The 22,115-nt window shown below is 70.9% G+C and carries 22 protein-coding genes; 12 read left to right on the top strand and 10 right to left on the bottom strand.

All coding sequences use genetic code 11. The annotated features are described in order from the left end of the window. Positions 1 to 47 precede the first annotated feature (47 nt). Positions 48 to 611: a hypothetical protein gene (locus ABZ016_RS17865; RefSeq protein ID WP_356917576.1), complete on the top strand. Its 564-nt coding sequence runs from the start codon at positions 48 to 50 to the stop codon at positions 609 to 611. A gap of 370 nt (positions 612 to 981) precedes the next feature. Here the strand turns inward: ABZ016_RS17865 and ABZ016_RS17870 are convergent, their stop codons facing one another. The 9 genes from ABZ016_RS17870 to ABZ016_RS17910 form a co-directional block, all read right to left on the bottom strand. After that, complete coding sequence (locus ABZ016_RS17870; protein ID WP_356917577.1) at positions 982 to 1,440, bottom strand: hypothetical protein; 459 nt, start codon at positions 1,438 to 1,440, stop codon at positions 982 to 984. 168 nt (positions 1,441 to 1,608) lie between these two features. Further along, entirely contained in the window at positions 1,609 to 3,273 is a 1,665-nt protein-coding gene (locus ABZ016_RS17875; protein WP_356917578.1) for an allantoin permease, read from the bottom strand. Between the two features lie 143 nt (positions 3,274 to 3,416). Then, the gene (locus tag ABZ016_RS17880) at positions 3,417 to 4,679 is read right to left on the bottom strand and encodes a glycosyltransferase family 39 protein (RefSeq protein ID WP_356917579.1); all 1,263 of its coding nucleotides are present in this window, start codon (positions 4,677 to 4,679) and stop codon (positions 3,417 to 3,419) included. Further along, a complete protein-coding gene (locus tag ABZ016_RS17885; RefSeq protein WP_356917580.1) occupies positions 4,676 to 5,962 on the bottom strand; it encodes a bifunctional glycosyltransferase family 2/GtrA family protein in 1,287 nt (428 codons plus the stop codon). Before ABZ016_RS17885 ends, ABZ016_RS17880 begins: the two co-directional genes overlap by 4 nt. Before the next feature lie 137 nt (positions 5,963 to 6,099). After that, positions 6,100 to 6,630 carry a cellulase gene (locus ABZ016_RS17890; RefSeq protein ID WP_356917581.1) on the bottom strand — a complete coding sequence of 177 codons (531 nt, stop codon included), beginning with the start codon at positions 6,628 to 6,630 and terminating at the stop codon, positions 6,100 to 6,102. 11 nt (positions 6,631 to 6,641) lie between these two features. After that, complete coding sequence (locus ABZ016_RS17895) at positions 6,642 to 7,148, bottom strand: SigE family RNA polymerase sigma factor (RefSeq protein WP_356917582.1); 507 nt, start codon at positions 7,146 to 7,148, stop codon at positions 6,642 to 6,644. Between the two features lie 207 nt (positions 7,149 to 7,355). Beyond that, positions 7,356 to 7,706, bottom strand: coding sequence for a hypothetical protein (locus ABZ016_RS17900; RefSeq protein ID WP_356917583.1), 351 nt, complete (start codon positions 7,704 to 7,706; stop codon positions 7,356 to 7,358). A gap of 58 nt (positions 7,707 to 7,764) precedes the next feature. Further along, positions 7,765 to 8,121, bottom strand: coding sequence for a DUF6479 family protein (locus ABZ016_RS17905; protein WP_356917584.1), 357 nt, complete (start codon positions 8,119 to 8,121; stop codon positions 7,765 to 7,767). Positions 8,122 to 8,158: 37 nt separating this feature from the next. Continuing rightward, positions 8,159 to 8,572, bottom strand: a complete 414-nt coding sequence (locus tag ABZ016_RS17910; protein WP_356917585.1) for a ChaB family protein — start codon at positions 8,570 to 8,572, stop codon at positions 8,159 to 8,161. 124 nt (positions 8,573 to 8,696) lie between these two features. Here ABZ016_RS17910 and ABZ016_RS17915 point away from each other — a divergent pair, with 124 nt between their 5' ends. Both ABZ016_RS17915 and ABZ016_RS17920 read left to right on the top strand, forming a co-directional pair. After that, positions 8,697 to 9,071 (top strand): ferredoxin, encoded by a 375-nt coding sequence (locus ABZ016_RS17915; protein WP_356917586.1) that lies wholly within the window; start codon positions 8,697 to 8,699, stop codon positions 9,069 to 9,071. A gap of 111 nt (positions 9,072 to 9,182) precedes the next feature. Continuing rightward, the gene (locus ABZ016_RS17920; protein WP_356917587.1) at positions 9,183 to 10,361 is read left to right on the top strand and encodes an acyl-CoA dehydrogenase family protein; all 1,179 of its coding nucleotides are present in this window, start codon (positions 9,183 to 9,185) and stop codon (positions 10,359 to 10,361) included. 141 nt (positions 10,362 to 10,502) lie between these two features. Here ABZ016_RS17920 and ABZ016_RS17925 read toward each other — a convergent pair whose 3' ends face one another. Continuing rightward, positions 10,503 to 12,275, bottom strand: a complete 1,773-nt coding sequence (locus tag ABZ016_RS17925; protein ID WP_356917588.1) for a helix-turn-helix domain-containing protein — start codon at positions 12,273 to 12,275, stop codon at positions 10,503 to 10,505. A 223-nt stretch (positions 12,276 to 12,498) separates the two neighbouring features. On the opposite strand from ABZ016_RS17925, the gene ABZ016_RS17930 reads away from it, so the two are divergent. Genes ABZ016_RS17930 through ABZ016_RS17970 form a run of 9 tightly spaced genes read left to right on the top strand, consistent with a single transcriptional unit; the run spans position 12,499 to position 22,073 of the window. Next, a complete protein-coding gene (locus tag ABZ016_RS17930; protein WP_356917589.1) occupies positions 12,499 to 12,987 on the top strand; it encodes a general stress protein in 489 nt (162 codons plus the stop codon). Positions 12,988 to 13,038: 51 nt separating this feature from the next. Next, entirely contained in the window at positions 13,039 to 14,949 is a 1,911-nt protein-coding gene (gene dnaK, locus ABZ016_RS17935; RefSeq protein ID WP_356917590.1) for a molecular chaperone DnaK, read from the top strand. Between the two features lie 9 nt (positions 14,950 to 14,958). Then, positions 14,959 to 15,576: a nucleotide exchange factor GrpE gene (grpE, locus tag ABZ016_RS17940; RefSeq protein ID WP_356917591.1), complete on the top strand. Its 618-nt coding sequence runs from the start codon at positions 14,959 to 14,961 to the stop codon at positions 15,574 to 15,576. Between the two features lie 6 nt (positions 15,577 to 15,582). Further along, the gene (locus tag ABZ016_RS17945; RefSeq protein WP_356917592.1) at positions 15,583 to 16,530 is read left to right on the top strand and encodes a J domain-containing protein; all 948 of its coding nucleotides are present in this window, start codon (positions 15,583 to 15,585) and stop codon (positions 16,528 to 16,530) included. Continuing rightward, on the top strand, positions 16,530 to 16,937 hold the full coding sequence (locus ABZ016_RS17950) for a chaperone modulator CbpM (protein WP_356917593.1): 408 nt from the start codon (positions 16,530 to 16,532) through the stop codon (positions 16,935 to 16,937). The genes ABZ016_RS17945 and ABZ016_RS17950 overlap by 1 nt, the downstream gene beginning before the upstream one ends. Then, positions 16,928 to 19,567, top strand: a complete 2,640-nt coding sequence (gene clpB / locus ABZ016_RS17955) for an ATP-dependent chaperone ClpB (RefSeq protein ID WP_356917594.1) — start codon at positions 16,928 to 16,930, stop codon at positions 19,565 to 19,567. The genes ABZ016_RS17950 and clpB overlap by 10 nt, the downstream gene beginning before the upstream one ends. After that, positions 19,564 to 20,022, top strand: a complete 459-nt coding sequence (trxA, locus tag ABZ016_RS17960; RefSeq protein WP_356917595.1) for a thioredoxin — start codon at positions 19,564 to 19,566, stop codon at positions 20,020 to 20,022. Before clpB ends, trxA begins: the two co-directional genes overlap by 4 nt. 6 nt (positions 20,023 to 20,028) lie before the next feature. Beyond that, positions 20,029 to 20,292: a UBP-type zinc finger domain-containing protein gene (locus ABZ016_RS17965; RefSeq protein WP_356917596.1), complete on the top strand. Its 264-nt coding sequence runs from the start codon at positions 20,029 to 20,031 to the stop codon at positions 20,290 to 20,292. Beyond that, positions 20,292 to 22,073, top strand: a complete 1,782-nt coding sequence (locus ABZ016_RS17970; protein WP_356917597.1) for an FAD-dependent oxidoreductase — start codon at positions 20,292 to 20,294, stop codon at positions 22,071 to 22,073. Before ABZ016_RS17965 ends, ABZ016_RS17970 begins: the two co-directional genes overlap by 1 nt. Positions 22,074 to 22,115 lie beyond the last annotated feature (42 nt).

The raw sequence follows: 22,115 nt of genomic DNA on the forward strand, positions 1-22,115 counted from the left end.
AGCCGGTGCTCAGGAGGGGGTGTCGGCCGATGAGAACGTCAGAGCGTGTGACCGTGCGAGGGTGGCGGTGGCGGCGCAACGCGCTCAAACGGCGTGTGGACGTCGTCGAGGCGTGGGTCGTGCTCGCCGGCTGGGTGCTGGCGCTGGTGGGTGGAGTACTGGCCGGGCTGCTGGCGGCGGGTGCGGTCGAGGCAGCCGTCGAACGGCAACGGGCCGAGCGCCATCAGGTCGCGGCGGTCGTCGTCGAGGACGCGCCCGGCCCGTCCCTGGCCCGTGCGGCGAACGACCACCGGGTGTGGGGCAAGGTGCGGTGGTCCACGCCGGACGGTTCGACACACCAGGAGCAGGCACGGGTGCCGCCCGGGGCTCCGGCCGGGAGCACGACCCCTGTGTGGGTGAACGGGAGCGGTGACCTCACCGCTCCACCGGTGAGCGAGGGCGCGGCCGGGCTGCACACGGCCGTGGGCGGCGGACTGGCCGGGGTCTTCGCGGGCGGAGTCGTGCTGGGCGCCGTCTCGCTGACCCGGCTCTTCCTGGACCGGCGGCGGATGGCGCAGTGGGGCGCGGAGTGGGAGCGGATCGACACGCGCCGGGGGTGGAAGACGGGATGAACCGGGCGACGGCCTGAGGGGTCGCGGTTGCCGCTGCCGCCCCTGGTGCAGGCGTAGGCGAGGCAGTGTCCCACCCCGCGGCAGCCGACGGAGCACCCGGCCGCGGAGAGGCCGAACAAGCGGCGGTCACGCGGCTTCTCACCTGCGCCGCCTCGGCCCGCACCGCCCCTGTCACACGATCAGGTGCGGCCGACCGTGTCCTGGCCCTGGATGGCCTCGGTGTAGCGGGCGGTCAAGGGGCCGAGGGAGGGGCCGATAGCGGACGTGACGGCCAGGCCGGCGATGACGATGGAGAACTCGCCGCGGGCCCCGAGCGCGCCGCCGGCGCGCCAGCGGCCCTTGGGGTGGGACCGTACCCGCCCGTGCTGCGCTACCTGGACTGCTCCGGGAACGGCGTTGCGGACGGGAGGGGAGTGGCCGCGGGCGTCCTCGCGGTGGCCCCTTCGACCTGCCGTACGGTGCCCGTTCCCGGTCTGTCGACCGAGCCCGCGCCGGTGGACAACTGGGACCAGGCGCCCAGGGCCAGGGCGACGGCAGCGGCGGTGGCGGCGACCCGTCCCACGCGCCGGGCCTTGGCACGCCGGTCCAGATCCCGCCAGGACGCCCGGACCCACACCTCGTCCGGCTGCCAAAGGTCGCCGACGGCGTGCGACGGCTGGGGCTGTCGTCCCGCCGCCCGTTCCCGCGCGGAGGGTTCCCTCGGGGCGGAGGCGTTTATGGCGTACTCGCTGTCCGTGAGGAACCTCAGCCACACCTCGTCCGGGATCGGGGTGGCGCCGTCCGGCTCGTCGGGTGTTCCCCGCCCGCTGCCCGCTCCTTCGGTGGTCACGTCCCGTCATCCCCTCTCCGGCCGTCGGTCCGATCATCGCGCACCGCAAGATCAGTATGCCGCCCGGCGTTCGGAGTCTCCCCTCATCCGGTGTCACGCAGCCCGTCCGAGACCGACTTGGAACGTGCCGTACGGCGGGAGCGAACGGGGGCGCTCCCGCCCGACGGGTCAGACAACCGCGGGCAGGACGTGGTCGCCGACCTTGTCGGTGCTCAGGCAGAGGGAGCAGACGACCGCGTCGTGCGTCCGGCAGGCGGTCACGTCCGGCCGCTCGAACCGCTGCCGGCACACATGGCACTCGTAGGTGACGGCACTGGGGTTGCCGTCCTCGTCGAGCATCGGCTCGGCGATGCCGTCGTCGGTGCGGCGCAGGTAGTACCTGCCCTTGGTGACCACCGCCATCAGCGGGGTGAGCACGAACGCGATGACGGCGGCCGCGACGGGGGAGTAGGGCTGAAGGGTGTCGCCCAGCGCGTGGAAGTACATGGCGATGGACAGCCCGGAGGCGGCGGCGAAGGCGACGACCCCGACGGGGTTCACCGCGTAGAGCATGCCGCGGCGGAACTCGGGGGCGTGCGGGGACAACTTCAGCACGTACTTGTTGACGCCGATGTCGGTGGCGACGGTGACCACCCAGGCGATCGCGCAGTTCGAGTAGAAACCCAGGATGCTGTTGAGGAAGCTGAACATGTCGGCCTCCATCAGGGCCAGCGCGAAGCCCAGGTTGACCAGGACGAAGACCATCCGGCCCGGGTAGCGCCGCGTGACCCGGGTGAAGGAGTTGGTCCAGGCGAGCGAGCCGGAGTACGCGTTCGTCACGTTGATCTTGATCTGGCTGATCACGACCAGGGCCACGGCCAGGGGGAGGACGAGCCAGGAGGGCATCATCGCGTCGAAGGCGTGCTTGAACTGCTGGATCGGCTCGGGCGCGGCGGTGGGGCCCACCTCGGCGATGATGTACACCGCGAGGAACACGCCGATGGCCTGCTTGAGCGCGCCCAGCACCACCCAGCCCGGGCCGGCCATCACCACGGCCGTCCACCAACTCCGCTTGTTCGCCTCGGTCTTGGGCGGCATGAAGCGCAGGTAGTCGATCTGCTCGCCGATCTGCGCGATCAGCGACAGGCACACTCCGGCGCCCAGCAGCACGGAGGCGGTGTTGACGCCGCCGTCCCCGTCGGTCCCCGCGTAGGCGAGGAAACGGTCGACCGTCCCCGGGTCGGTGGCGATCAGGTAGACCAGCGGGCCGACCATCAGCAGCAGCCAGATCGGAGTGGTCCACACCTGGAGCTTGCTCAGGGCCGTCATGCCGTAGATGACCAGCGGGATCACCATCAGGGTGGAGACCAGGTAGCCCAGCCACAGCGGCAGTCCGAGGCCCAGCTTCAGGCCCTGGGCCATGATCGAACCTTCGAGGGCGAAGAAGATGAAGGTGAAGCTGGCGAAGATGACGCTGGTGAGGACCGAGCCGAAGTAGCCGAAGCCCGAGCCGCGCGTGATCAGGTCCAGGTCGATGTTGTAGCGGGCCCCGTAGTAGGCCAGCGGGAAGCCGGTCACGAAGATGACGACGGCGGCGACGGCGATCGCGAGCAGCGCGTTCCCGGTGCCGTGCGCCAGGCCGATGCCGGCGCCGATGGAGAAGTCGGCCATGTAGGCGATGCCGCCGAGGGCGGTCGTCGCCACCACCATCGGAGTCCAGCGCCGGTAACTGCGCGGCGCGAAGCGGAGAGTGTAGTCCTCCAGCGTCTCCTTGACGGCCTGGTCGGTACCCGGCGCCGCCTCCCGCCCGGGTTCCGCCTCGGTGACCTCTGCCAGTCGTGGCTCGGTACTCATGCCACGCCTCCTTGCTGCTGCGGGTGTGTGGGGACTGACAAGGCAGGCACGGTAGGCAGCGGTCGTTACCCCTAAATACTTCCTGCGTGAAGGGAATGTTTCGGAGGCATCTCACCAGGTGTCAGGCGCCGCTTCGGAGGTGTCTACGGCACCCCCAGCACGAACAGCACGTACCCCGCGTACGACCCGGAGGCCAGGGCGGCCGTGCCGAGGACCGTGACCAGGGACGGCCACCGCAGCCGGCGCAACGCGAGGGCGAGCGGGACGAACAGGGGGAAGAGCGGGAGCAGATAACGTGAGACGTTGCCGAAGATCTGCTGAGTGGCCATCACCATGAGGTACGACAGGACCGTGTAGACGACCAGGACGGCAGGCGGTCTCAGACGTATCAGCAGCACGGTCAGCACCGGCACCATCAGCACCACGCAGACACCGATGACGTCCTCGAAGGCCCTCGCGAAGAGATAGTCGAAGTGCCCGACCGGAACGGACGTCAGCACTTTGAGCGTGTGGGCCCCCCAGTCGAACTTGTGGGCCCAGGCGCCGTCCTGGAGCTTGGAGTAGCCGTTGATGTCGCCCATGCGGTAGTTGACCCAGGCCAAGTAGCCGAACAGGCCCAGCGGCGCGATCGCCACGGCGGCCAGCGGACGGCACACACCGTCCGCACGCCGGCGCAGGGACAGCACCGCGGCGACGGCGAGGGCGGCCACCAGAGCGGCGGCGGTGGGCCGGCAGAGCCCGGCCGCGCAGGTCAGCAGACCGGCGGTGAGCCACCGGCGGGACATGACGGCGTGACAGGCCCACACGGCGAGTGCCGTGTAGAGGGACTCCGAGTAGCCCGACCACTCGGTGCCCGAGCCGGGCCACACCGCCCAGAGCCCGGCCGCGACCAGCCCCGCCCGGTGCCCGCCCAGTCGCCGCGTCACGGCGTAGATGCCGAGCGCGGCGACGAACGAGGCGAGGATCGAGACCGTCAGGCCGGCGCCGTACAGGCCGAGTCCGGTGCACTCCGAGACGAGCCGCATCAGCGCCGGGTACAGCGGGAAGAACGCCGCCGAGTTGCCCTCGATCGTGATCAGCCCCGTCGCGCCCGGGACCGGCTTCAGCGCGGGGTCGTACCCGTGCGCGGCGACCTGCTGGTACCACCAGCCGTCCCAGCTCGCCAGCACGTCCCACGCGTGCTTGCCGCCGCCGAAGCGGGGGTTGTTCCTCCGGAAGTCTCCGGCTGAGTCCAGCAAGTACATGAAGACGGCGAAGCCGGCCAGTTTCAGCACGCCGTACGTCAGCAGCACGGGCCCGTAGCGCGCCGCGGCCTCGCGCAGCCGCCTCCGGAACTCCCGGTAGTCCCGCAGGCGTTCGGGAGGACGGAGACCGGACGGCGGTCGACGCAGCTCGACGGTGCTCATGAGGATCCTGACGTACGGCGATCGGGCCGGGCCGGGAACACCCAGGCCCGGAAGAGGAGGAAACGCAGCAGCGTCGCGGCCAGGTTGGCCGCCACGAGCGTCACGAGCTCGGTGCGGTGGCCGGCCCCGGGTGCGATGCGGTGCAGGACGGCCAGCGAACCGCTGGTCAGGGCCAGCCCCACCAGGAACGCCGCCAGGCCCTTGAGGTGATGCCGCAGCGCTCCGCCCCGGCCCCGCACCCCGAAGGTGAGCCGCCGGTTGGCGGCGGTGTTGGCGAGCGCGCTGGCGAGCAGGGCGAGCGCGTTGGCGGCCTGCGCTCCCGCCGGGGGCCGGAGCGTGGTGTAGAGCAGCAGGTAGCACAGGGTGCTGGCGGCACCGACGGCGGCGAAGCGCACGAGCTGCCGGGCCAGACCGGACGGCAGCTCTCCGGCGAGGTCGCCGCCGCTGCGGCGCAGCGCGCTCAGCGGCAGCCGCCCGCAGGCGAGGGCCCGGCCGAGCCTGGCCATGCCGCGCAGGTCGGCCAGGGCCGTTTCGAGGATGTGCACCCGACTGTCGGGATCGTCCACCCAGTCCACCGGCACCTCGTGGATCCGCAGCCCGGCGCGCTCGGCGATGACCAGTAACTCGGTGTCGAAGAACCACTCGCGGTCCTCCACCAGCGGCAGCAGCCGCTCGGCGACGTCCCGCCGTACCGCCTTGAACCCGCACTGAGCGTCGGAGAATCCCACCGCGAGCGTGGAGCGCAGAAGCCCGTTGTAGCAGCGGGAGATGATCTCCCGCTTCGGACCCCGCACCACCCGTGAACCCCGGGCGAGACGGGTGCCGATGGCGATGTCCGAGTGGCCCGAGATCAGGGGCGCGACGAGCGGCAGCAGGGCCGCGAGGTCGGTGGACAGGTCCACGTCCAGGTACGCCAGCACCGGCGCACGCGAACGCGACCACGCGGTGTGCAGCGCACGGCCCCGCCCTTTCTCGGCCAGCCGGATCCAGTCCGTCCCGGGCAGTTCGGCGGCGAGCCGTGCGGCGATGAGCGGCGTCCGGTCGGTGCTGGCGTTGTCGGCGATGGTGATCCGGAAGGGGTACGGAAAGGTCTCGCCGAGATGCGCGTGCAGACGCCGGACGCACGGCTCCAGGTCGTTCTCCTCGTTGTGGACGGGGACGACCACGTCGAGGACCGGGTCCGGGTGGTGCGCCGGCAGGGGCGCCCGGCGCGGCAACGCGGACGTCTCGGGCAGGGGGCGGTCGGGGCGGTCGATCAGGGCCGACCGCCGTACGGTTCTCATGGCTGCTTCACGTTCTCTCTCTGGCGCGGGGCATCCGCCTGCGCCGCTCGCGGGCATGCCGAAGGCGCCCTTGACGGGTGGTGCGGTGCTGGGGTGCGGGGCGACTGCGCCCCTGACTCGAAGGGCCGCTCAGGCGGCTACTCGGTGCCGGTCGACGCGGAGGGCTCCTCCGTCTCCGGAGCGGACGGCGGAACCGTCGTCTGTGTCGGGGACGGGGGAAGGGCGGAGAGCGTCGATGCGGTACGGCTCTCCGGGGCCGTGGCGGTGGCGGTCGGGGCGACCGTGGCCGGTGTGGTCGTGCTCCCCGGAGGCCCGCCGCTGCCGGTCGAGGTCGCGGGTGCGGACGACGCGGGCCCTGTGGGGGTCGAGCTCGGGTCCGGGGTGTTGTACGTGGGTGAGCTGTCCTGCGAGGGCGTAGGGCTCGTCGTGGGCTGGGGGCGACGATCGTGGTCGGCGGGCTGCGCCCTGCTGAGCATGTTCGGCAGCAGAGCCAGTCCGACACTCAGCCCGGCCACCGCCACGGCGGAGCCGCCCGCCTTCCACAGCAGCCGCGACCGGCGGCGGGTCCGGATGCCCGCGTGCAACCGCTGCTGGTGTTCGGGCTCGTAGGGGGTGTGCTGCTGGGTGTCGCGCATCAGCCGTGACAGATTTCGCTCGAAGTCGTCCATCGCTTCTCCTTTCACCCCATGGGCCTGACGGCGTCGGACAGAATCTGGCGGAGCCGGGCGACTCCGCGTGACGCGTGGGACCGTGCGGTACCCACCGGGCAGCCCAGTGCCTGGGCGACCTGGGCCTCGGGCAGGTCCTCGTAGTAGCGCAGCACCACCGCGATCCGCTGCTTGGGCGACAGCAGGGCCAACGCCGCCTCCAGCCGCCGGCGTTCGGCCACGGTGGACGACACGTCGCCCGGATCGGCCCGGTCCGGCAGTTGTTCCACCGGGCGCTCACCCCACCAGCGCCGTCGTGCCGAGCGGGCAGCCATCCGCACGAGCACCGTGCGCACGTACGCCTCAGGAGCCTGATCGGCGACCTTCGGCCAGGCGAACCACAGCTTCACCAGGGCTTCCTGCACCAGGTCCTCGGCACGCTGCCGGTCGCCACCCGTCAGCAGACGCGCGACATGGAGCAGCGCCGACCAACGGGCGGCCACGAACTCGTCGAAGCCGTCCGCCCGAACCTGCTCCATCCTCACCGTCCTGCGTCTCAGTAGCTCCCTACACCTTTGGAAAAGACGCTGGACCCCGCTCCACGCTGCACTTGAAACCTGTGATCCAGCTCACCGTGTTCGGGGTCGACCGGGGAGCGGCCGCACAGGAGGGCCCGTGCATGCGGAAGGGCCCGTGCGGTGCACGGGCCCTTCCCTTCGTCTCTTCGATTGTCCGGCTGGTGCCGCCTACGTGCGGTCGCCCTTCGGCTTGCCGCGCTGGTCGGGTGTGCCGTGTGGCGGCGGGCTGAACGGCTGCGGCGATGTGGCGGGTGACACCGGAGAGCCGCCACGGCCCTCGCCCGTCTCGGGACGCAGCGCGCCCGGATCGCCGGAGGACGGCTCAGCGCCCTCGCGCAACTGCTCCAGCCGGGTCCCCAGCAGCTCGGTCACCGGCAGCCGGTCGGCGTGCGACCGTTCGTACGCCAGCAGTTCCTCGACCTCGTCCGCGGACAGCGACCGCACCCGGCTCTCCAGGCCGCCGATCGGCAGATGGTCGTAGTCCGGCAGCGGCAGGGTGTTGCGGGCGGGATCGGCCATGGTTCTCACTTCCCTGTGTACGACGGGTACGACGGGTACGCCGGGTACGCCGTCAGGATCAGTGGCCGCCCGGCCCGCCACCGCCGAACGAGCCGCTGCTGCCCTCGCTCCAGCGGGGACGCTCCTGGGACGCGCTCGTCCGGCTGCCGTGCCTCTTCAGCTCGTGCGGCGTCAGACGGTCCTGGCTTCTCGGTACCTCCTCGGACTCCCGGCGCTCACTCGTCTCGCGGACCGGGCCACCGTCGGGGAGTCGCGGCTGCTCGTCCGGTCGGGGCGTGGGCAGCTCCCTGCGCTTGACGCGGATGCCGAGGACGAAGGCCCCCAGCAGCAGGACAACGACCACCACACCGGCCACGGCCAGCCCGATACCGAGGGCGCCACGGCCCGCGGCCATCTCCATCCATGCGCTGTTCATGGCGCGCGGGTACCCCCGGTCCTCACCATGAACCGGCTCACCTCGACCGCGAGGACCGTGCGGACCGGGTCTTCGACCGGTTCTCCGTGCGGACGGCGTCCAGCAGTTCCGCCTTCGACATCCGCGAGCGCCCCTCGACACCCAGCCGCTTCGCGACGTCGTACAGGTGTTCCTTCGAGGCCTGCTCGTCGACGCCCTCGCCGCTGCGGCCGCCCTGCCGCCGGGACCGGGCCGACCGTGGATCCGACGGGCCCTTGCGGCCACCCTCCTTGCGCTCCCAGTGGTCCCCGACCTTCTCATGGGTGTGCTTCAGCGCCCCGAAGGCCACGCGGTGCGCGCGCTCGCCCTCGCCGTACTGCTCCACGGCCGAGTCATGGGCCTTGATCCAGGTGCGCTGTGCCTCCTCGGCGGACCGCTCCAGGGTCGACGGAAGCTCCTGTCGCCCGGGCATGTGACTCACCTCCGTGCGTCGTCGTTCCGGGGCGTCCGGGTGCCCGGGGGCGGAGCCGGAAAAACCGGACGGAACCCTTGGGGGCACCGGGTTTGACCGGCATCGGCGGGGCTACCCGCGCGGTGTGACTTCGACGACATCCCAGCAGGAGCTGTTCCGGTTCCTGGAGGACCGCTTCGCCTGCGCGCAGGCGTGTACAGAGTGCGCCCGTGCGTGCGCGCTGCGCGCGAGCCTGGTGGATCCCGACGGCACCGAGAACCAGGAACTCGTACGGCGTAAGGGCATCATGTGCGCGGAGGTCTGCGACGCGACCTGCCGTGTGCTGTCCGAGCAGAACCAGGTGGACGAGAGCAGCATCCGTGTGCAGGTGGAGTGGTGCCGGACGGTGTGCCTGGAAGCTGCCCACGTCTTCGACCGGCAGCCGGGGGCGGAGGACTCGGCGACGATGTGCCGTGCGTGCGCTCGGGCGTGTACAGACTTCCTCGCCACGCTGAACTGACACGACGCCGAGGCGGGCCGGTGGCACGTTCGCGCCTCGCCATTCCCAATTTCTGCAACACGTTCTACGGTGTGCGCCGACAGGACCGGCCTTGGGGAGCCTGGAGGCGCCGTGCACCTCGAATACACGCCCGAGCAGCAGCGGTTGCGCACCGAACTGCGCGCCTACTTCGCCGAACTCGTCCCCGGCAACGCCTACGCCCGGCACGGCGACCCGGCCGCGCAGAAGCGGTTCTACCGCGAGACCATCCGGCGGCTCGGCACCGACGGCTGGCTCGGCGTGGGCTGGCCCGAGGAGTACGGCGGGCGCGGTCTGACGGCCATGGAGCAGTTCATCTTCTTCGACGAGGCCGCCCAGGCCGGCGTCCCGCTGCCGCTCATGGCGCTGAACACCGTCGGCCCGACGATCATGCAGTACGGCACCGACGAGCAGAAGGCGTACTTCCTCCCGAGGATCCTCTCGGGCGAGATCGACTTCGCCATCGGCTACAGCGAGCCCGGCGCGGGCACCGACCTGGCGTCGCTGCGCACCCGCGCGGTACGGGAGGGTGACACGTACGTCGTCAACGGCCAGAAGATCTGGACGACCAACGGCGACACGGCGGACTGGGTCTGGCTGGCCGTCCGGACGGATCCCGACGCGCCCCCGCACAAGGGCATCACCATGCTGCTGGTGCCGACCTCCGACCCCGGCTACTCCTGCACCCTGATCAACACCCTCGCCTCGCACGACACCACGGCGAGCTACTACGAGGACGTGCGCGTGCCCGTCTCCCGGCGGGTCGGCGCCGAGAACCAGGGCTGGCGGCTGATCACCAACCAGCTCAACCACGAACGCGTGACCCTGGCCGCCCACGGCACCATGGCGATCCGCGCCCTGCACGACGTACAGCGCTGGTCGACGGAGACCAAGCTCGCCGACGGCCGCCGCGTCGCCGACCTGCCCTGGGTGCGCCGCCTCCTGGCCCGCACCCACGCCCGGCTGGACGCGCTCAAGCTGCTCAACTGGCAGATGGTCAGCGCCGTCCAGGACGGCACCCTCACCCCGCAGGACGCCTCGGCCGTCAAGGTGTACGGCTCCGAGGCCCGGCGCGACGCCTACGCCTGGCTCATGGAGATCGTCGCCGCGCCGGGCACCCTGAAGGAGGGCTCCGCGGGGGCGGTTCTCCACGGCGAACTGGAGCGCGGCTACCGTTCGGCGGTCATCTTCACCTTCGGCGGCGGCAACAACGAGATCCAGCGGGAGATCATCTCCTGGATCGGCCTGGGGATGCCACGGGTGCGGCGCTGACCTCTGTGACGAGGATTTTTAGTTGGCACGAAAGAGGGATAGTTGGCACCAAGATCACTGCCCTCAAGGTGACGATGCAACATTTCGAGCAGAGAGCTCTTGCTGCGTTTATTGGAGCCGGCCCCGCGGTGCGTGGGCTCCTCAACCCGGTCCGCCCAGCATGATCTTCCACACCCGGGTCGCGACCTGCAGGTTGAGGCGGTCCTCCACGCTCGTGAGGTCATGGCCGCTGATCTCACGGATGCGCTGGAGCCGGTAGCGCAGCGTGCTGCGGTGGATCGCCAGGGATTCGGCGGTCTCGGCGTAGTTGCCACCGCAGTCGAAGTACCGGGACAGCGTCTCCACGAGAGCCGTACGGTGCCGGCCGTCGTAGTCGACGAGGGGTCCGAGCCATTCCCGAACGAACGCCTCCAGCTCCTGGTATTCGTTTCCAGGCCCCAGGATGCGATAGAGGCCCAGATCGTCGAAGAACGTCGTGCCGTATCGCCTTCGGGACCGGCGGCGTACCTCCAGGGCGCGCAGTGCTTCCTGGTAGCGGCCGGGGATACCGTCCGGGGTGTCGCAGCGGGCGCTCACCCCGATCGTCCCGTCCGGTGTTCCGGTCTCCCGGGCGAGCGTCTCGTACAAGGCGTGGTCGTGGGGGCTGCCCTCGGCGACCAGGACCACGTGGTCGGAACGCCGAGTCACCAGCGACGGCATGCCCACGGCCGAAGCCGCCCGGCCCACGGTCCCTGCGAAAGCGTCGTCCGCGGCCTGGTTCCTCCACTGCACGACGACCACGTACTGGATGCGGTGCAGGTCGTGTCCGAACGCCTCGGACCGGGCGTAGGCGCTCGCCTGGTCCGTGCCCCCCAGGAGATCGTCGACCAGTTCGCGGCGCAGTCGCAGCTCGACCTCCGCCAGATGGCGCAGGTGCGACAGTTCCACGGCGAGTGACGTGGCGGCGTGCTCCAGCGCGAACACGGTGTACTCGTCGGCGTCGTCCTTGGGATCGACCAGGGCCAGTACTCCGAGGACCTCACCGCGGGGGCGTACCAGGGAGATCAGCCGGTCGTTGATGCGCACGGATCCGCCTCTCCGGGCGACCCCCTGGAGCATCTCCTCATGGCGTGCGGGGTCCGGTTCCGGATAGGGGTCGGGCCGGCCGGGACCGGTCCAGGACCGCAGTCGTCCGAAGCGGTCCTCTACCAGCACGGGAAATCCGGTGAGCTCATGCAGTGCGCTGGTGATGGCCTCCTCGCCGCCGCCCGAGGCCGCGACCTCGGCGAGGGCCTCGTGCACGGCCCGCTGATATCCCAGCTCGACCACGAGAGAGATCAGCCGCCGCTGGAAGGCTGCCCGTTCCCGTCGCAGTCGGTGCAGCTCCAGGGCGTCTTCCCGCTGGCGGCGGTGCGCGACGGCGACGGAGAGGGCCGCGGCGGTGAGGCGTACGAGCGTGGCGAGCCGGAAGTGCTGGGCTTCGGTGGGCCGGGACCGAGACGTCACCACGAGGTAGCCGTGCAGTCCACCGGGTCCGTGCAGGGCCAAGGCCCTGCCCCTGGACCGGCCGGGAACGGTTACGGGGACGTCCCGCCCTGTCAGCTCTCGCACCGCCCGGTCGACGGCTGACGCATGGCCCGGCCCGACCTGCGGGCTGGGAACCATATGGCCGTGCACCCTGAGGTAGCCGGCCTCGGCTCTGTACGGGCCGACAGCCGACACGTGGTTCATGGCCAGGCGCACGATCTCGCTTTCGTCCCGGGTGTCGAACAGGGCGCGAGAGAAGGCCGGCCACTTGCGGGATGCCAGGGTGGAAAGGGGCGGGCGAGCCCCTCGCCGCGAGATCGTGGGGTGCTGTCCCAGACGGCCCGGCGGAAGGCCGCCTTCCCGGTCCGGGCGGCGTCGGTACACGCTCCGGCCCCTGGAGCCGGCCATGGGATTACTCCCTTCCCTGAGCCCCCAGAGAGGTGACAGCGCCTCTTCCTCTACGCCTTCCCCGACCAAGGTACCCGAGATGTCCGACGTGTCCGCTCTCGTGCTCGCGGGGGGACGGGCTCCGTTGTTCTTTGACCTGCCGGGTGCAGGCGCAGAGCTGCTCGGTTCGCGAGTCTGGGGGCGTGCCGGGGCCGCCGTGCACACGGGCAGGAAGGACTGGGCGATGAGCGAGCAGCCTCCTAGGCCCGTTGCCACGTACGAGACGTACCAGGAAGCCGAACGCGCCGTCGACCACCTCTCGGACCAGGGGTTTCCCGTGCAACGGGTGGCCATCATCGGACAGGACGTCAGGCTCGTCGAGCAGGTCGTCGGCCGTATGGACTACGGCAGGGCCGCCCTGCACGGAGCGGCGAGCGGGGCCCTTCCCGGAGCGCTGATCGGCTGGCTCTTCGGCCTGGTCGACTGGGTGGACCCGCTCGTATCCGCCCTGCTCGTCGCCCTCTACGGCCTGATTTTCGGAGCGATCGTGGGCGCGCTGTTCGGCCTGCTGCTGTACGCCCTGCAGGGCGGTCGACGGGACTTCGCCTCCGTCCGCTCGATGCAGCCCAGCCGGTACGACGTCGTCGTGGACGAAGCGGTCGCCGACGAGGCGGTACGGCTGCTCGGCGGGTTGCGGACCGCCGGTGCCGGTGGACGTTCCGCCCCTACCTGAACGATCGGATCCGCAGTGCCGGCGCTTGCCGCCGCACGGGAGGAGTTCCTCATGGCCAAGGCAGTGGGCATCGACCTGGGCACCACGAACTCGGTGATCGCCGTGTGGGAGGGCGGCGAAGCTTCCGTCGTGCCCAACACCGAGGGCAACCGTACGACGCCGTCCGTGGTGGCCTTCACCGACACCGGGGAACGGCTGGTGGGCCAGCTGGCCCGGCGCCAGGCGATCCTCAATCCCAAGGGCACCATCTACTCGGCCAAGCGGTTCATCGGCCGGCACTTCGACGAGATCCCGGACGAGGCCAGGGCGGTGGCGTACGACGTCGTCGAGGGCCCGGGCGGCGTCGCCCGCTTCAAGGTGCGCGACAAGCTCCATGCGCCCGAGGAGATCAGCGCCCAGGTGCTGCGCAAACTTGCCGACGACGCGTCCAAGCAGCTCGGGGAACGGGTCACGGAGGCGGTCATCACCGTGCCCGCCTACTTCAACGACGCCCAGCGCACCGCCACCAAGGACGCCGGGCGGATCGCGGGACTGGAGGTGCTGCGGATCATCAACGAGCCGACCGCGGCCGCCCTCGCGTACGGCATGGACAAGAAGCAGCACGAGACGGTGCTGGTCTTCGACCTCGGCGGCGGCACGTTCGATGTGAGCATCCTCGACGTGGGCGACGGCGTGGTGGAGGTGCGTTCCACGGCGGGCGACAGCCACCTGGGCGGTGACGACTTCGACCGGCGTCTGGTGGATTACCTCGCGGACGACTTCCAGAAGGAGAACGGCATCGATCTGCGCAAGGATCCGCAGGCCCTGCAACGCCTGTTCGAGGCGGCGGAGAAGGCCAAGACCGAGCTGAGTTCGGTGACGCAGACGCAGGTCAGCCTGCCGTTCATCACCGCCGATGCCTCGGGCCCCAAGCACCTCACCGACTCGGTCATGCGGTCCACGTTCGACCAGATCACCAGTGACCTGGTGGAGCGGTGCCTGGGACCGGTCCAGCAGGCCATGGCCGACGCCAAGGTCGGCGAGAGCGACATCGACGAGGTGATCCTCGTCGGCGGTTCCACCCGCATTCCCGCTGTCCAGTCCCTTGTGCGCCGGCTGACCGGCGGCAAGGAACCCAACATGAGTGTCAACCCCGACGAGGTCGTGGCCCTGGGTGCCGCGATCCAGGCCGGGGTGCTCAAGGGCGAGGTCAAGGACGTCCTCCTGCTCGATGTCACGCCCCTGTCGCTGGGTGTCGAGACACGCGGCGGCGTGATGACGAAGATCATCGAGCGGAACACCACCATCCCGGTGCGCCGCAGCGAGACATTCTCCACCGCCGAGGACAACCAGCCCGCCGTCGACATCGTCGTACTCCAGGGCGAGCGCGAACGGGCCGCCGACAACCGGGTGCTCGGCCGCTTCCAGCTCACCGACATCCGTCCGGCGCCGCGCGGCGAACCGCAGGTCGAGGTCACCTTCGACATCGACGCCAACGGCATTCTCAACGTCAAGGCCCGAGACCGGGACACCGGCAAGGAACAGGGCATCACCATCACCGAGAGCTCCAACCTCGACCGGAGCGAGGTCGAGCGCATGGTCCAGGAGGCCGAGCGCAACCAGGGCCAGGACCAGGCCCTGCGCGAGGCCGTCGACGCCCGCAACGAGCTCGATGCCGTCGCATACCAGGTCGACAAGCGCCTCGCCGAGCTGGGCGACGCCGCACCCGCGCACGAGAAGGCACGCGCCGAGATGCTGGTGTCGGATGCCCGGGCGGCGGTCAAGGAGGAGGCAGGCGTGGAGCGGGTCCGGCCTCTGACCTCCGAACTCCAGCAGGTGCTGACGGGGCTGGCGGCGCATCAGGGCGGCGCCACCACGGGCGGTCCCGACCAGGGAGCCACCGGGGACGGTGCGACCGGCGGCGGCCCGAGCGGCGGTGGGGATGACGACGACGTCATCGATGCCGAGTTCGACAAGAACTGAGGAACCGCCATGCCGATCCACCCCAGGGAATCCGACCCGGCCGTGCCGGACCCGGCCGACCCGGCTCCGGAGGGCGCCGTACGCCCTCCCCGAGGGGATCTTCCGCGCTCGGGCCCGCCGACCGGGCCGGGGTCTGACACGGACGAGGAACCCGGCCCCGACGCGGCCGGCGGCCCCGCACCGTCCGAGGACGAGCCCACGGCCGAGCTCAAGGAACTCGAGGACCGCTGGCGGCGCGCGCTCGCCGACCTCGACAACCTCCGCAAGCGCCACGCCAGGGAACTGGAGCGGGAGCGGACGGCCGAGCGGTCCCGCACGGCCGCCGCCTTCCTGCCCGTCCTGGACAACCTCGAACTCGCCCTGACCCATGCGGGATCCGACCCCGGCGCGATCGTGGAGGGCGTCCGGGCGGTCCGAGACCAGGCGGTGAACGTCCTCGAACTGCTCGGCTACCCGAGGCACGCGGAAACCGGCGTCGCCTTCGACCCCGCCCGGCACGAGGTGGTCGGCGTCGTCCAGGACCCCGACGCCCCACCGGGCACGGTCGTCGAGGTGCTGCGCCCGGGCTACGGGGACGGGGAACGGCAGCTCAGGCCCGCCGCCGTGACTGTCGCGAAGCGGGAGTGACCGGTCATGGCACGGGACTTCTACGAGGTGCTGGGCGTGTCACGGACCTCGAGCCAGGACGAGATCCAGCAGGCATATCGCCAACTCGCCCGCAAGTACCACCCGGACGTCAACAAGGACCCGGGGGCGGAGGAACGTTTCAAGGACCTCAACGAGGCATACAGCGTCCTTTCGGACCCCAAGACACGGGCCCGTTACGACCGCTTCGGTGAGGACTTCCGCAAGATCCCCGAGGACTTCGACGAACGGGTCGCGGCCGGAGCGGGCGGCGGCTTCCGCGCTCGGAGGACCGCTGGTGCGGGCGGCCCCGGCGTCCGGTACACCGGCTTCGGCGACGACTTCGCAGCGGAGGGCGTCGACATCGAGGACCTGCTCGGCTCGCTCTTCGGAGCAGGCGCCGCCCCCGGCGGTGTACCAGGGGCCGACCAGGAGGCCGAGCTGCCGCTCACCGTCGAGGAGGCGTACAGGGGCGGCCGCCGCACCGTCACGCTCGCCGGCCCCACCGGGCAGCCGCGGCGGTACGACGTCGACGTACCGCCCGGCGTGACCGACGGGCAGCGCATCCGTCTGGCGGGCGAGGGCGGCCGGGGCAGTGGTGACGCGCCCGCGGGCGACCTGTACCTGCGGGCGCGTATCCAGCCCCACCCCCGGTTCCGGCTGGACGGCCGCGACGTCCACGTACAGCTCCCCGTCACCCCCTGGGAGGCGGCCCTGGGTGCGACCGTGCCGGTGCCCACCCCCGGCGGCGGCACGGCCAAGGTCACGATGCCCGCGGGCTCCTCCAGCGGCCGGCGGCTGCGGCTGCGCGGCGAGGGCATGCCGAACCCGCGCGGCGCGAACGGCGACCTGTACGCCGAACTCCGTGTCATGGTGCCGCCCGCCCTCGGCGACCGGGAGCGCGAGCTGTTCGAGGAGCTCGCCGCCACCTCTTCGTACGACCCCAGGAGGACGTGATGAGCGACCGACCCTCATGGGCGGCGGCCGGCGGTCGGACCGCCCGGGCCGACGCGGGCGGGCGTCCCGCACGGACGAGCGCCGGGTCAACGGCCGTGCGGTACGCGCTCGTCCCCGTCCCCAGGCTTTCCCTGGACACCGTGGCCCGCCGCTCGGGCCTCCACCCCGACCTGGTCCGCCGGTTCGTCGCCCTCGGCCTGGTCGACGCCGAACGCGACGCCGCGGGGCACCTCGTGTTCGACCCCGCGGCCCCGGCGGTCCTCGCCCGCGTCCAGCGGCTGCGCTCCGGACTCTGCCTCAACTACGCATCCATCGGTCTGGTGCTCGACCTGCTCGACCGCATCAGCCTGCTCGAAGCCGCACTGCGCGACCGCGGCAGGAGGAGTGACTCACCCCCATGGACATGAACCGTCTCACCCAGAAGTCACAGGAAGCCCTCCAGGAGGCGCAGACCGCCGCCGTCCGCATGGGCCAGACCGAGGTCGACGGTGAGCACCTGCTGCTCGCGCTCCTTGACCAGGAGGACGGCCTGATCCCTCGGCTGCTGCAACAGGCGGGCAGGGAGCCCGGGGAGCTCAGTGCGGCTGTCCGGGAAGAGCTTTCCCGCCGGCCCAAGGTGACCGGCCCGGGTGCTGCGCCGGGCCAGGTGTTCGTCACCCAGCGCCTGTCCCGGCTGCTTGACGCGGCTGAGCGGGAGGCCAAACGACTCAAGGACGAGTACGTCTCTGTGGAGCACCTCCTGCTCGCCCTGGCCGAGGAGGGCTCGTCCACCGCCGCCGGACGGCTCCTCAAGGAGCACGGCATCACCCGGGACTCGTTCCTGAGCGCGCTCACCCAGATCCGCGGCAACCAGCGCGTGACCTCGGCCAACCCCGAAGTGGCGTACGAGGCCCTGGAGAAGTACGGCCGCGACCTGGTCGCCGAGGCCAGGGACGGCAAACTCGACCCGGTCATCGGCCGGGACGCCGAGATCCGCCGCGTCACCCAGATCCTCAGCCGCAAGTCCAAGAACAACCCGGTCCTCATCGGTGACCCTGGCGTCGGCAAGACCGCCATCGTCGAGGGCCTCGCCCAGCGCATCGTCCGCGGCGACGTGCCCGAAGGACTGCGCGACAAGACCGTGTTCGCACTCGACATGGGCTCACTGGTGGCCGGGGCAAAGTACCGGGGCGAGTTCGAGGAACGACTCAAGGCCGTGCTGTCCGAGGTGAAGGCCGCCCAGGGGCACATCCTGCTCTTCGTCGACGAACTCCACACCGTCGTAGGCGCCGGTGCCGCCGAAGGAGCCATGGACGCGGGCAACATGCTCAAGCCGATGCTCGCCCGCGGCGAACTCCACATGATCGGTGCCACCACCCTCGACGAGTACCGCAAGCACATCGAGAAGGACGCCGCCCTCGAACGCCGCTTCCAGCAGGTCCTGGTCGACGAGCCGAGCGTGGAGGACACCATCTCCATCCTGCGCGGACTGCGCGAACGCCTGGAAATCTTCCACGGCGTGAAGATCCAGGACACCGCGCTGGTATCCGCGGCCGCCCTCAGCCACCGCTACATCACCGATCGGTTCCTGCCCGACAAGGCCATCGACCTCGTCGACGAAGCGTGCGCCCGGCTGCGTACCGAGATCGACTCGATGCCCGCCGAACTCGACGAGATCACCCGCCGCGTCACCCGCCTGGAGATCGAGGAGGCCGCCCTCTCCAAGGAGACCGACCCCGCGAGCAAAACCCGCCTGGAGGAGCTGCGCAGGGAACTGGCCGACCTGCGCGGCGAGGCCGACGCCAAACACGCCCAGTGGGAGGCCGAACGGCAGGCGATCCGCCGCGTGCAGGAGCTGCGCCAGGAACTGGAGCAGGTCCGCCACGAGGCGGAGGAGGCAGAACGCGCCTACGACCTCAACCGCGCCGCCGAACTCCGCTACGGCCGCCTCCAGGATCTGGAGCGCCGGCTCGCCGCAGAGGAGGAGCAACTGGCCGCGAAGCAAGGGGAGAACCGGCTGCTGCGCGAGGTCGTCACCGAGGAGGAGATCGCCGAGATCGTCGCCGCCTGGACCGGCGTTCCCGTCGCCCGCCTCCAGGAGGGCGAACGTGAGAAGCTGCTGCGCCTCGACGAGATCCTGCGCGAGCGCGTCATCGGCCAGGACGAGGCCGTTCAGCTCGTCGCCGACGCCATCATCCGCGCCCGCTCCGGTATCCGCGACCCTCGCCGCCCCATCGGCTCGTTCATCTTCCTCGGGCCCACCGGCGTCGGGAAGACCGAGCTGGCCAAGACCCTCGCCCGGGCTCTGTTCGACTCCGAGGAGAACATGGTCCGCCTCGACATGAGCGAGTACCAGGAGCGGCACACCGTCAGCCGGCTGATGGGGGCCCCGCCCGGGTACGTCGGCTACGAGGAAGGCGGACAGCTCACCGAGGCCGTACGCCGCAAGCCGTACTCGGTGGTGCTCTTCGACGAGATCGAGAAGGCGCACACCGACGTCTTCAACACCCTGCTGCAGATCCTCGACGACGGCCGCATCACCGACGCCCAGGGCCGCACCGTCGACTTCCGCAACAGCGTGATCATCATGACGTCCAACATCGGCTCCGAGCACCTCCTCGACGGCGCCACCGCGGAGGGTGAGATCAAGCCGGACGCCCGCGCCCTGGTGATGGGTGAGCTGCGCGGGCACTTCCGCCCGGAGTTCCTCAACCGTGTCGACGACATCGTGCTGTTCAAGCCGCTCGGTGAGCGGCAGATCGAGCGGATCGTGGAGCTGCAGTTCGACGAGCTGCGACGCCGCCTCGCCGAGCGTCGCATCACCGTTGAACTCACCGAGACAGCCCGAGAGTTGATCGCCCACCAGGGCTACGACCCGGTGTACGGGGCCCGGCCGCTGCGGCGCTACATCTCCCACGAGGTCGAGACGCTGGTCGGGCGCGCCCTGCTGCGCGGCGACGTACAGGACGGCGCGAAGGTCCGCGTCGACGCCGAGCACGGAGAGCTGGTCGTCACCTACGACCAGCCCGAGGACGTGAAGGGAGCAAGGGCGGCATGAGTACCGTGCAAGCCACCAACGTCACCTGCCCGCACTGCGGGCGCACCAACCGGGTACCCGTGGCCGCCGAGGGCCGCCCCATGTGCGGCAACTGCAAACAGCCGCTGCCGTGGATGGCCGACGCGGGCGACGACGACTTCACGGAGGTCGTCGAGCAGGCCACCGTGCCCGTCGTCGTCGACCTGTGGGCCACCTGGTGCGGCCCCTGCCGCATGGTGAGCCCCGCGCTGGAGAAGGTCGCCGCCGATCTCGCGGGAAAGATCAAGCTGGTCAAGGTCGACATCGACAAGAACCCGCGGCTGGCGCAGCGGTTCGAGGTCCAGGCGGTACCGACGCTGTTGGTCCTGGACAAAGGACAGACCATCGCCCGGCAGGCGGGTGCCGCACCTGCCCCTGCCCTGCAGCGGTGGGTGGAGCAGTCGATCGCGGGACGCGAACCGGCCGGGAAAGGATGATCAGCCATGACCGTAGGAACCGACCCCCACCTCGCGCTTGTCCGGCCGGTCCAGCCACTGACCCCCGAAGGGTGTCAAGAGTGTCTGCTGCTCGGCTCCCCGTGGGTCCACCTCAGGCTCTGTCTGAGCTGCGGCCACGTCGGCTGCTGCGATTCCTCGCCGAATCGGCACGCGCGCCGTCACGCCGCCGCCGACGGCCACCCGATCGTGGCGTCACTGGAGCCCGGCGAGGACTGGCGGTGGTGCTTCGCCCACGAGGCGTTCGTGTGATGCCCCGCGACGAGACGCGGCCACGCCCGGCGCCTGTGCCCGACGAGACGGAAGCGAGCGTCCCCTTCGAGACCGCCGACATCTACGGCGCCTATCCCCGCCTGCCGGAGGAACAGATCGACCGCCTGGCGCAGAGTGGCCGGCGGCGCGAAGTTGACGCCGGCGACGTGCTGATCCGGGAGGGGGAGCGGTGCGAGACGTTCTACGTCGTCCTCAGCGGCTCCGTCGCCATCGTCGAGGGCTACGGCACGCCCGACGAACGTCTGCTGCGTGTGCACGGCCCCGGCCGCTTCATCGGCGAACTCGGCCTCCTGAACGGGCAGGTGGCCTTCTACACCGCCCAGGTGAGGGCCCCCGGCGAGGTCCTCGCCCTGTCCATGGACCAGCTGCGTGACCTGGTGACCAGGGACTCCGCCCTGGGCGATCTGGTGCTGCGCGCCTGTCTGGGCCGCCGTGCCCTGCTTGTCGGGCAGGGCGCCGGTTTCCGCATCATCGGCTCGCGCTACTCGCCCGACACCCGGCGGCTGCGCGACTTCGCCGCCCGCAACCGGCTGCCGCACCGCTGGATCGATCTGGAGACCGACGAGGAGGCCGAGGAACTGCTGCGCCGCTTCGGCGTCGGCCCGGAGGAGACTCCGCTCGTCATCTGGCGGGACACCACTCTGTTGCGCAACCCCAGCAACGCGGAACTGGCCCGGCTCATGGGCCTGCCCTCGCTGCCTGCCGGAAACCATTACGGCGATCTCCTGATCGTCGGCTCCGGACCCGCTGGTCTCGCCGCCGCGGTGAACGCCGCCTCGGAGGGCCTGGACACGACTGTGGTCGAGGCCATGGCCAGCGGCGGCCAGGCCGCCACGTCCTCCCGCATCGAGAATCTGCTCGGCTTCCCCTCCGGCATCTCCGGCGCCGAACTCACCGAACGCGCCGTGCTCCAGGCCGACAAGTTCGGCGCCAGGATCAGCGTCCCGGCGGAGGCGGCTCGGCTCGAACCGCGCGACGGGCACTACGCCGTCGGGTTCGCCGACGGCAGCGAGATCACCGCCCGTACCGTCGTCCTGGCCACCGGCGCTCGCTACCGCCGCCTCCAGGTGCCCGGCATCGAACGCCTGGAGGGAACGAGCGTCCACTACTCGGCGACCGTCTACGAGGCCCAGCAGTGCCGCACCGACCCGGTGGCCGTCGTCGGCGGAGGCAACTCCGCGGGCCAGGCCGTGCTCTTCCTGGCCGGATACGCACCGCAGGTGAATCTGCTCGTCCGTGGGCCGAGCCTCGAGGCGCACATGTCCCGCTACCTGATCGATCAGATCGAGCGCCACCCCCGAGTGCGGGTGCTGCTCCACACCGAGGTGACCGAGGCACTGGGCGACAAGACGCTCGAGGCAGTCACCGTGGTCGACCACCGTACGGGCGAGCACCACCACCTCGAGGTGCGGGCCCTGTTCGTCTTCACCGGCGCCGACCCGCACACCGACTGGCTGTCCGGCGCGCTCGCCCTCGACGCGCGCGGCTTCGTGCTCACCGGCGCGGAGGCACAGGCCTGCTCCGTCCCCGGACTGTGGCAGAGCCAGGGCCGCAACTGCCTGACGTTGGAGACCAGCCTGCCTGGCGTCTTCGCCGCCGGTGACGTCCGCAGCGGCTCGGTGAAACGCGTGGCCTCCGCGGTCGGCGAAGGTGCGATGAGCATCCACTTCGTGCATCGCTACCTGGGCCACACGGCCACGCCCGGCGGCACCGACCACTCACCGCACACCCGTCCGAAGGAGTCCGCTTGGCTCGCATGACACCGAGCGGGCGATGAGATCACGAGAAGGAGAAGGAGGCGA

The sequence above is a fragment of the Streptomyces sp. NPDC006372 genome, from assembly GCF_040612515.1.
Lineage (GTDB): Bacteria > Actinomycetota > Actinomycetes > Streptomycetales > Streptomycetaceae > Streptomyces.

What these genes read in the sequence shown, in the direction of transcription:
- ABZ016_RS17875 (WP_356917578.1), bottom strand. Translation starts at nt 3,273, where the DNA reads ATGAGTACCGAGCCACGACTGGCAGAGGTCACCGAGGCGGAACCCGGG.
- ABZ016_RS17880 (WP_356917579.1), bottom strand. Translation starts at nt 4,679, where the DNA reads ATGAGCACCGTCGAGCTGCGTCGACCGCCGTCCGGTCTCCGTCCTCCC.
- ABZ016_RS17885 (WP_356917580.1), bottom strand. Translation starts at nt 5,962, where the DNA reads ATGAGAACCGTACGGCGGTCGGCCCTGATCGACCGCCCCGACCGCCCC.
- ABZ016_RS17890 (WP_356917581.1), bottom strand. Translation starts at nt 6,630, where the DNA reads ATGGACGACTTCGAGCGAAATCTGTCACGGCTGATGCGCGACACCCAG.
- ABZ016_RS17895 (WP_356917582.1), bottom strand. Translation starts at nt 7,148, where the DNA reads ATGGAGCAGGTTCGGGCGGACGGCTTCGACGAGTTCGTGGCCGCCCGT.
- ABZ016_RS17900 (WP_356917583.1), bottom strand. Translation starts at nt 7,706, where the DNA reads ATGGCCGATCCCGCCCGCAACACCCTGCCGCTGCCGGACTACGACCAT.
- ABZ016_RS17905 (WP_356917584.1), bottom strand. Translation starts at nt 8,121, where the DNA reads ATGAACAGCGCATGGATGGAGATGGCCGCGGGCCGTGGCGCCCTCGGT.
- ABZ016_RS17910 (WP_356917585.1), bottom strand. Translation starts at nt 8,572, where the DNA reads ATGCCCGGGCGACAGGAGCTTCCGTCGACCCTGGAGCGGTCCGCCGAG.
- ABZ016_RS17925 (WP_356917588.1), bottom strand. Translation starts at nt 12,275, where the DNA reads ATGGCCGGCTCCAGGGGCCGGAGCGTGTACCGACGCCGCCCGGACCGG.
- ABZ016_RS17930 (WP_356917589.1), top strand. Translation starts at nt 12,499, where the DNA reads ATGAGCGAGCAGCCTCCTAGGCCCGTTGCCACGTACGAGACGTACCAG.
- dnaK (WP_356917590.1), top strand. Translation starts at nt 13,039, where the DNA reads ATGGCCAAGGCAGTGGGCATCGACCTGGGCACCACGAACTCGGTGATC.
- grpE (WP_356917591.1), top strand. Translation starts at nt 14,959, where the DNA reads ATGCCGATCCACCCCAGGGAATCCGACCCGGCCGTGCCGGACCCGGCC.
- ABZ016_RS17945 (WP_356917592.1), top strand. Translation starts at nt 15,583, where the DNA reads ATGGCACGGGACTTCTACGAGGTGCTGGGCGTGTCACGGACCTCGAGC.
- ABZ016_RS17950 (WP_356917593.1), top strand. Translation starts at nt 16,530, where the DNA reads ATGAGCGACCGACCCTCATGGGCGGCGGCCGGCGGTCGGACCGCCCGG.
- clpB (WP_356917594.1), top strand. Translation starts at nt 16,928, where the DNA reads ATGGACATGAACCGTCTCACCCAGAAGTCACAGGAAGCCCTCCAGGAG.
- trxA (WP_356917595.1), top strand. Translation starts at nt 19,564, where the DNA reads ATGAGTACCGTGCAAGCCACCAACGTCACCTGCCCGCACTGCGGGCGC.
- ABZ016_RS17965 (WP_356917596.1), top strand. Translation starts at nt 20,029, where the DNA reads ATGACCGTAGGAACCGACCCCCACCTCGCGCTTGTCCGGCCGGTCCAG.
- ABZ016_RS17970 (WP_356917597.1), top strand. Translation starts at nt 20,292, where the DNA reads ATGCCCCGCGACGAGACGCGGCCACGCCCGGCGCCTGTGCCCGACGAG.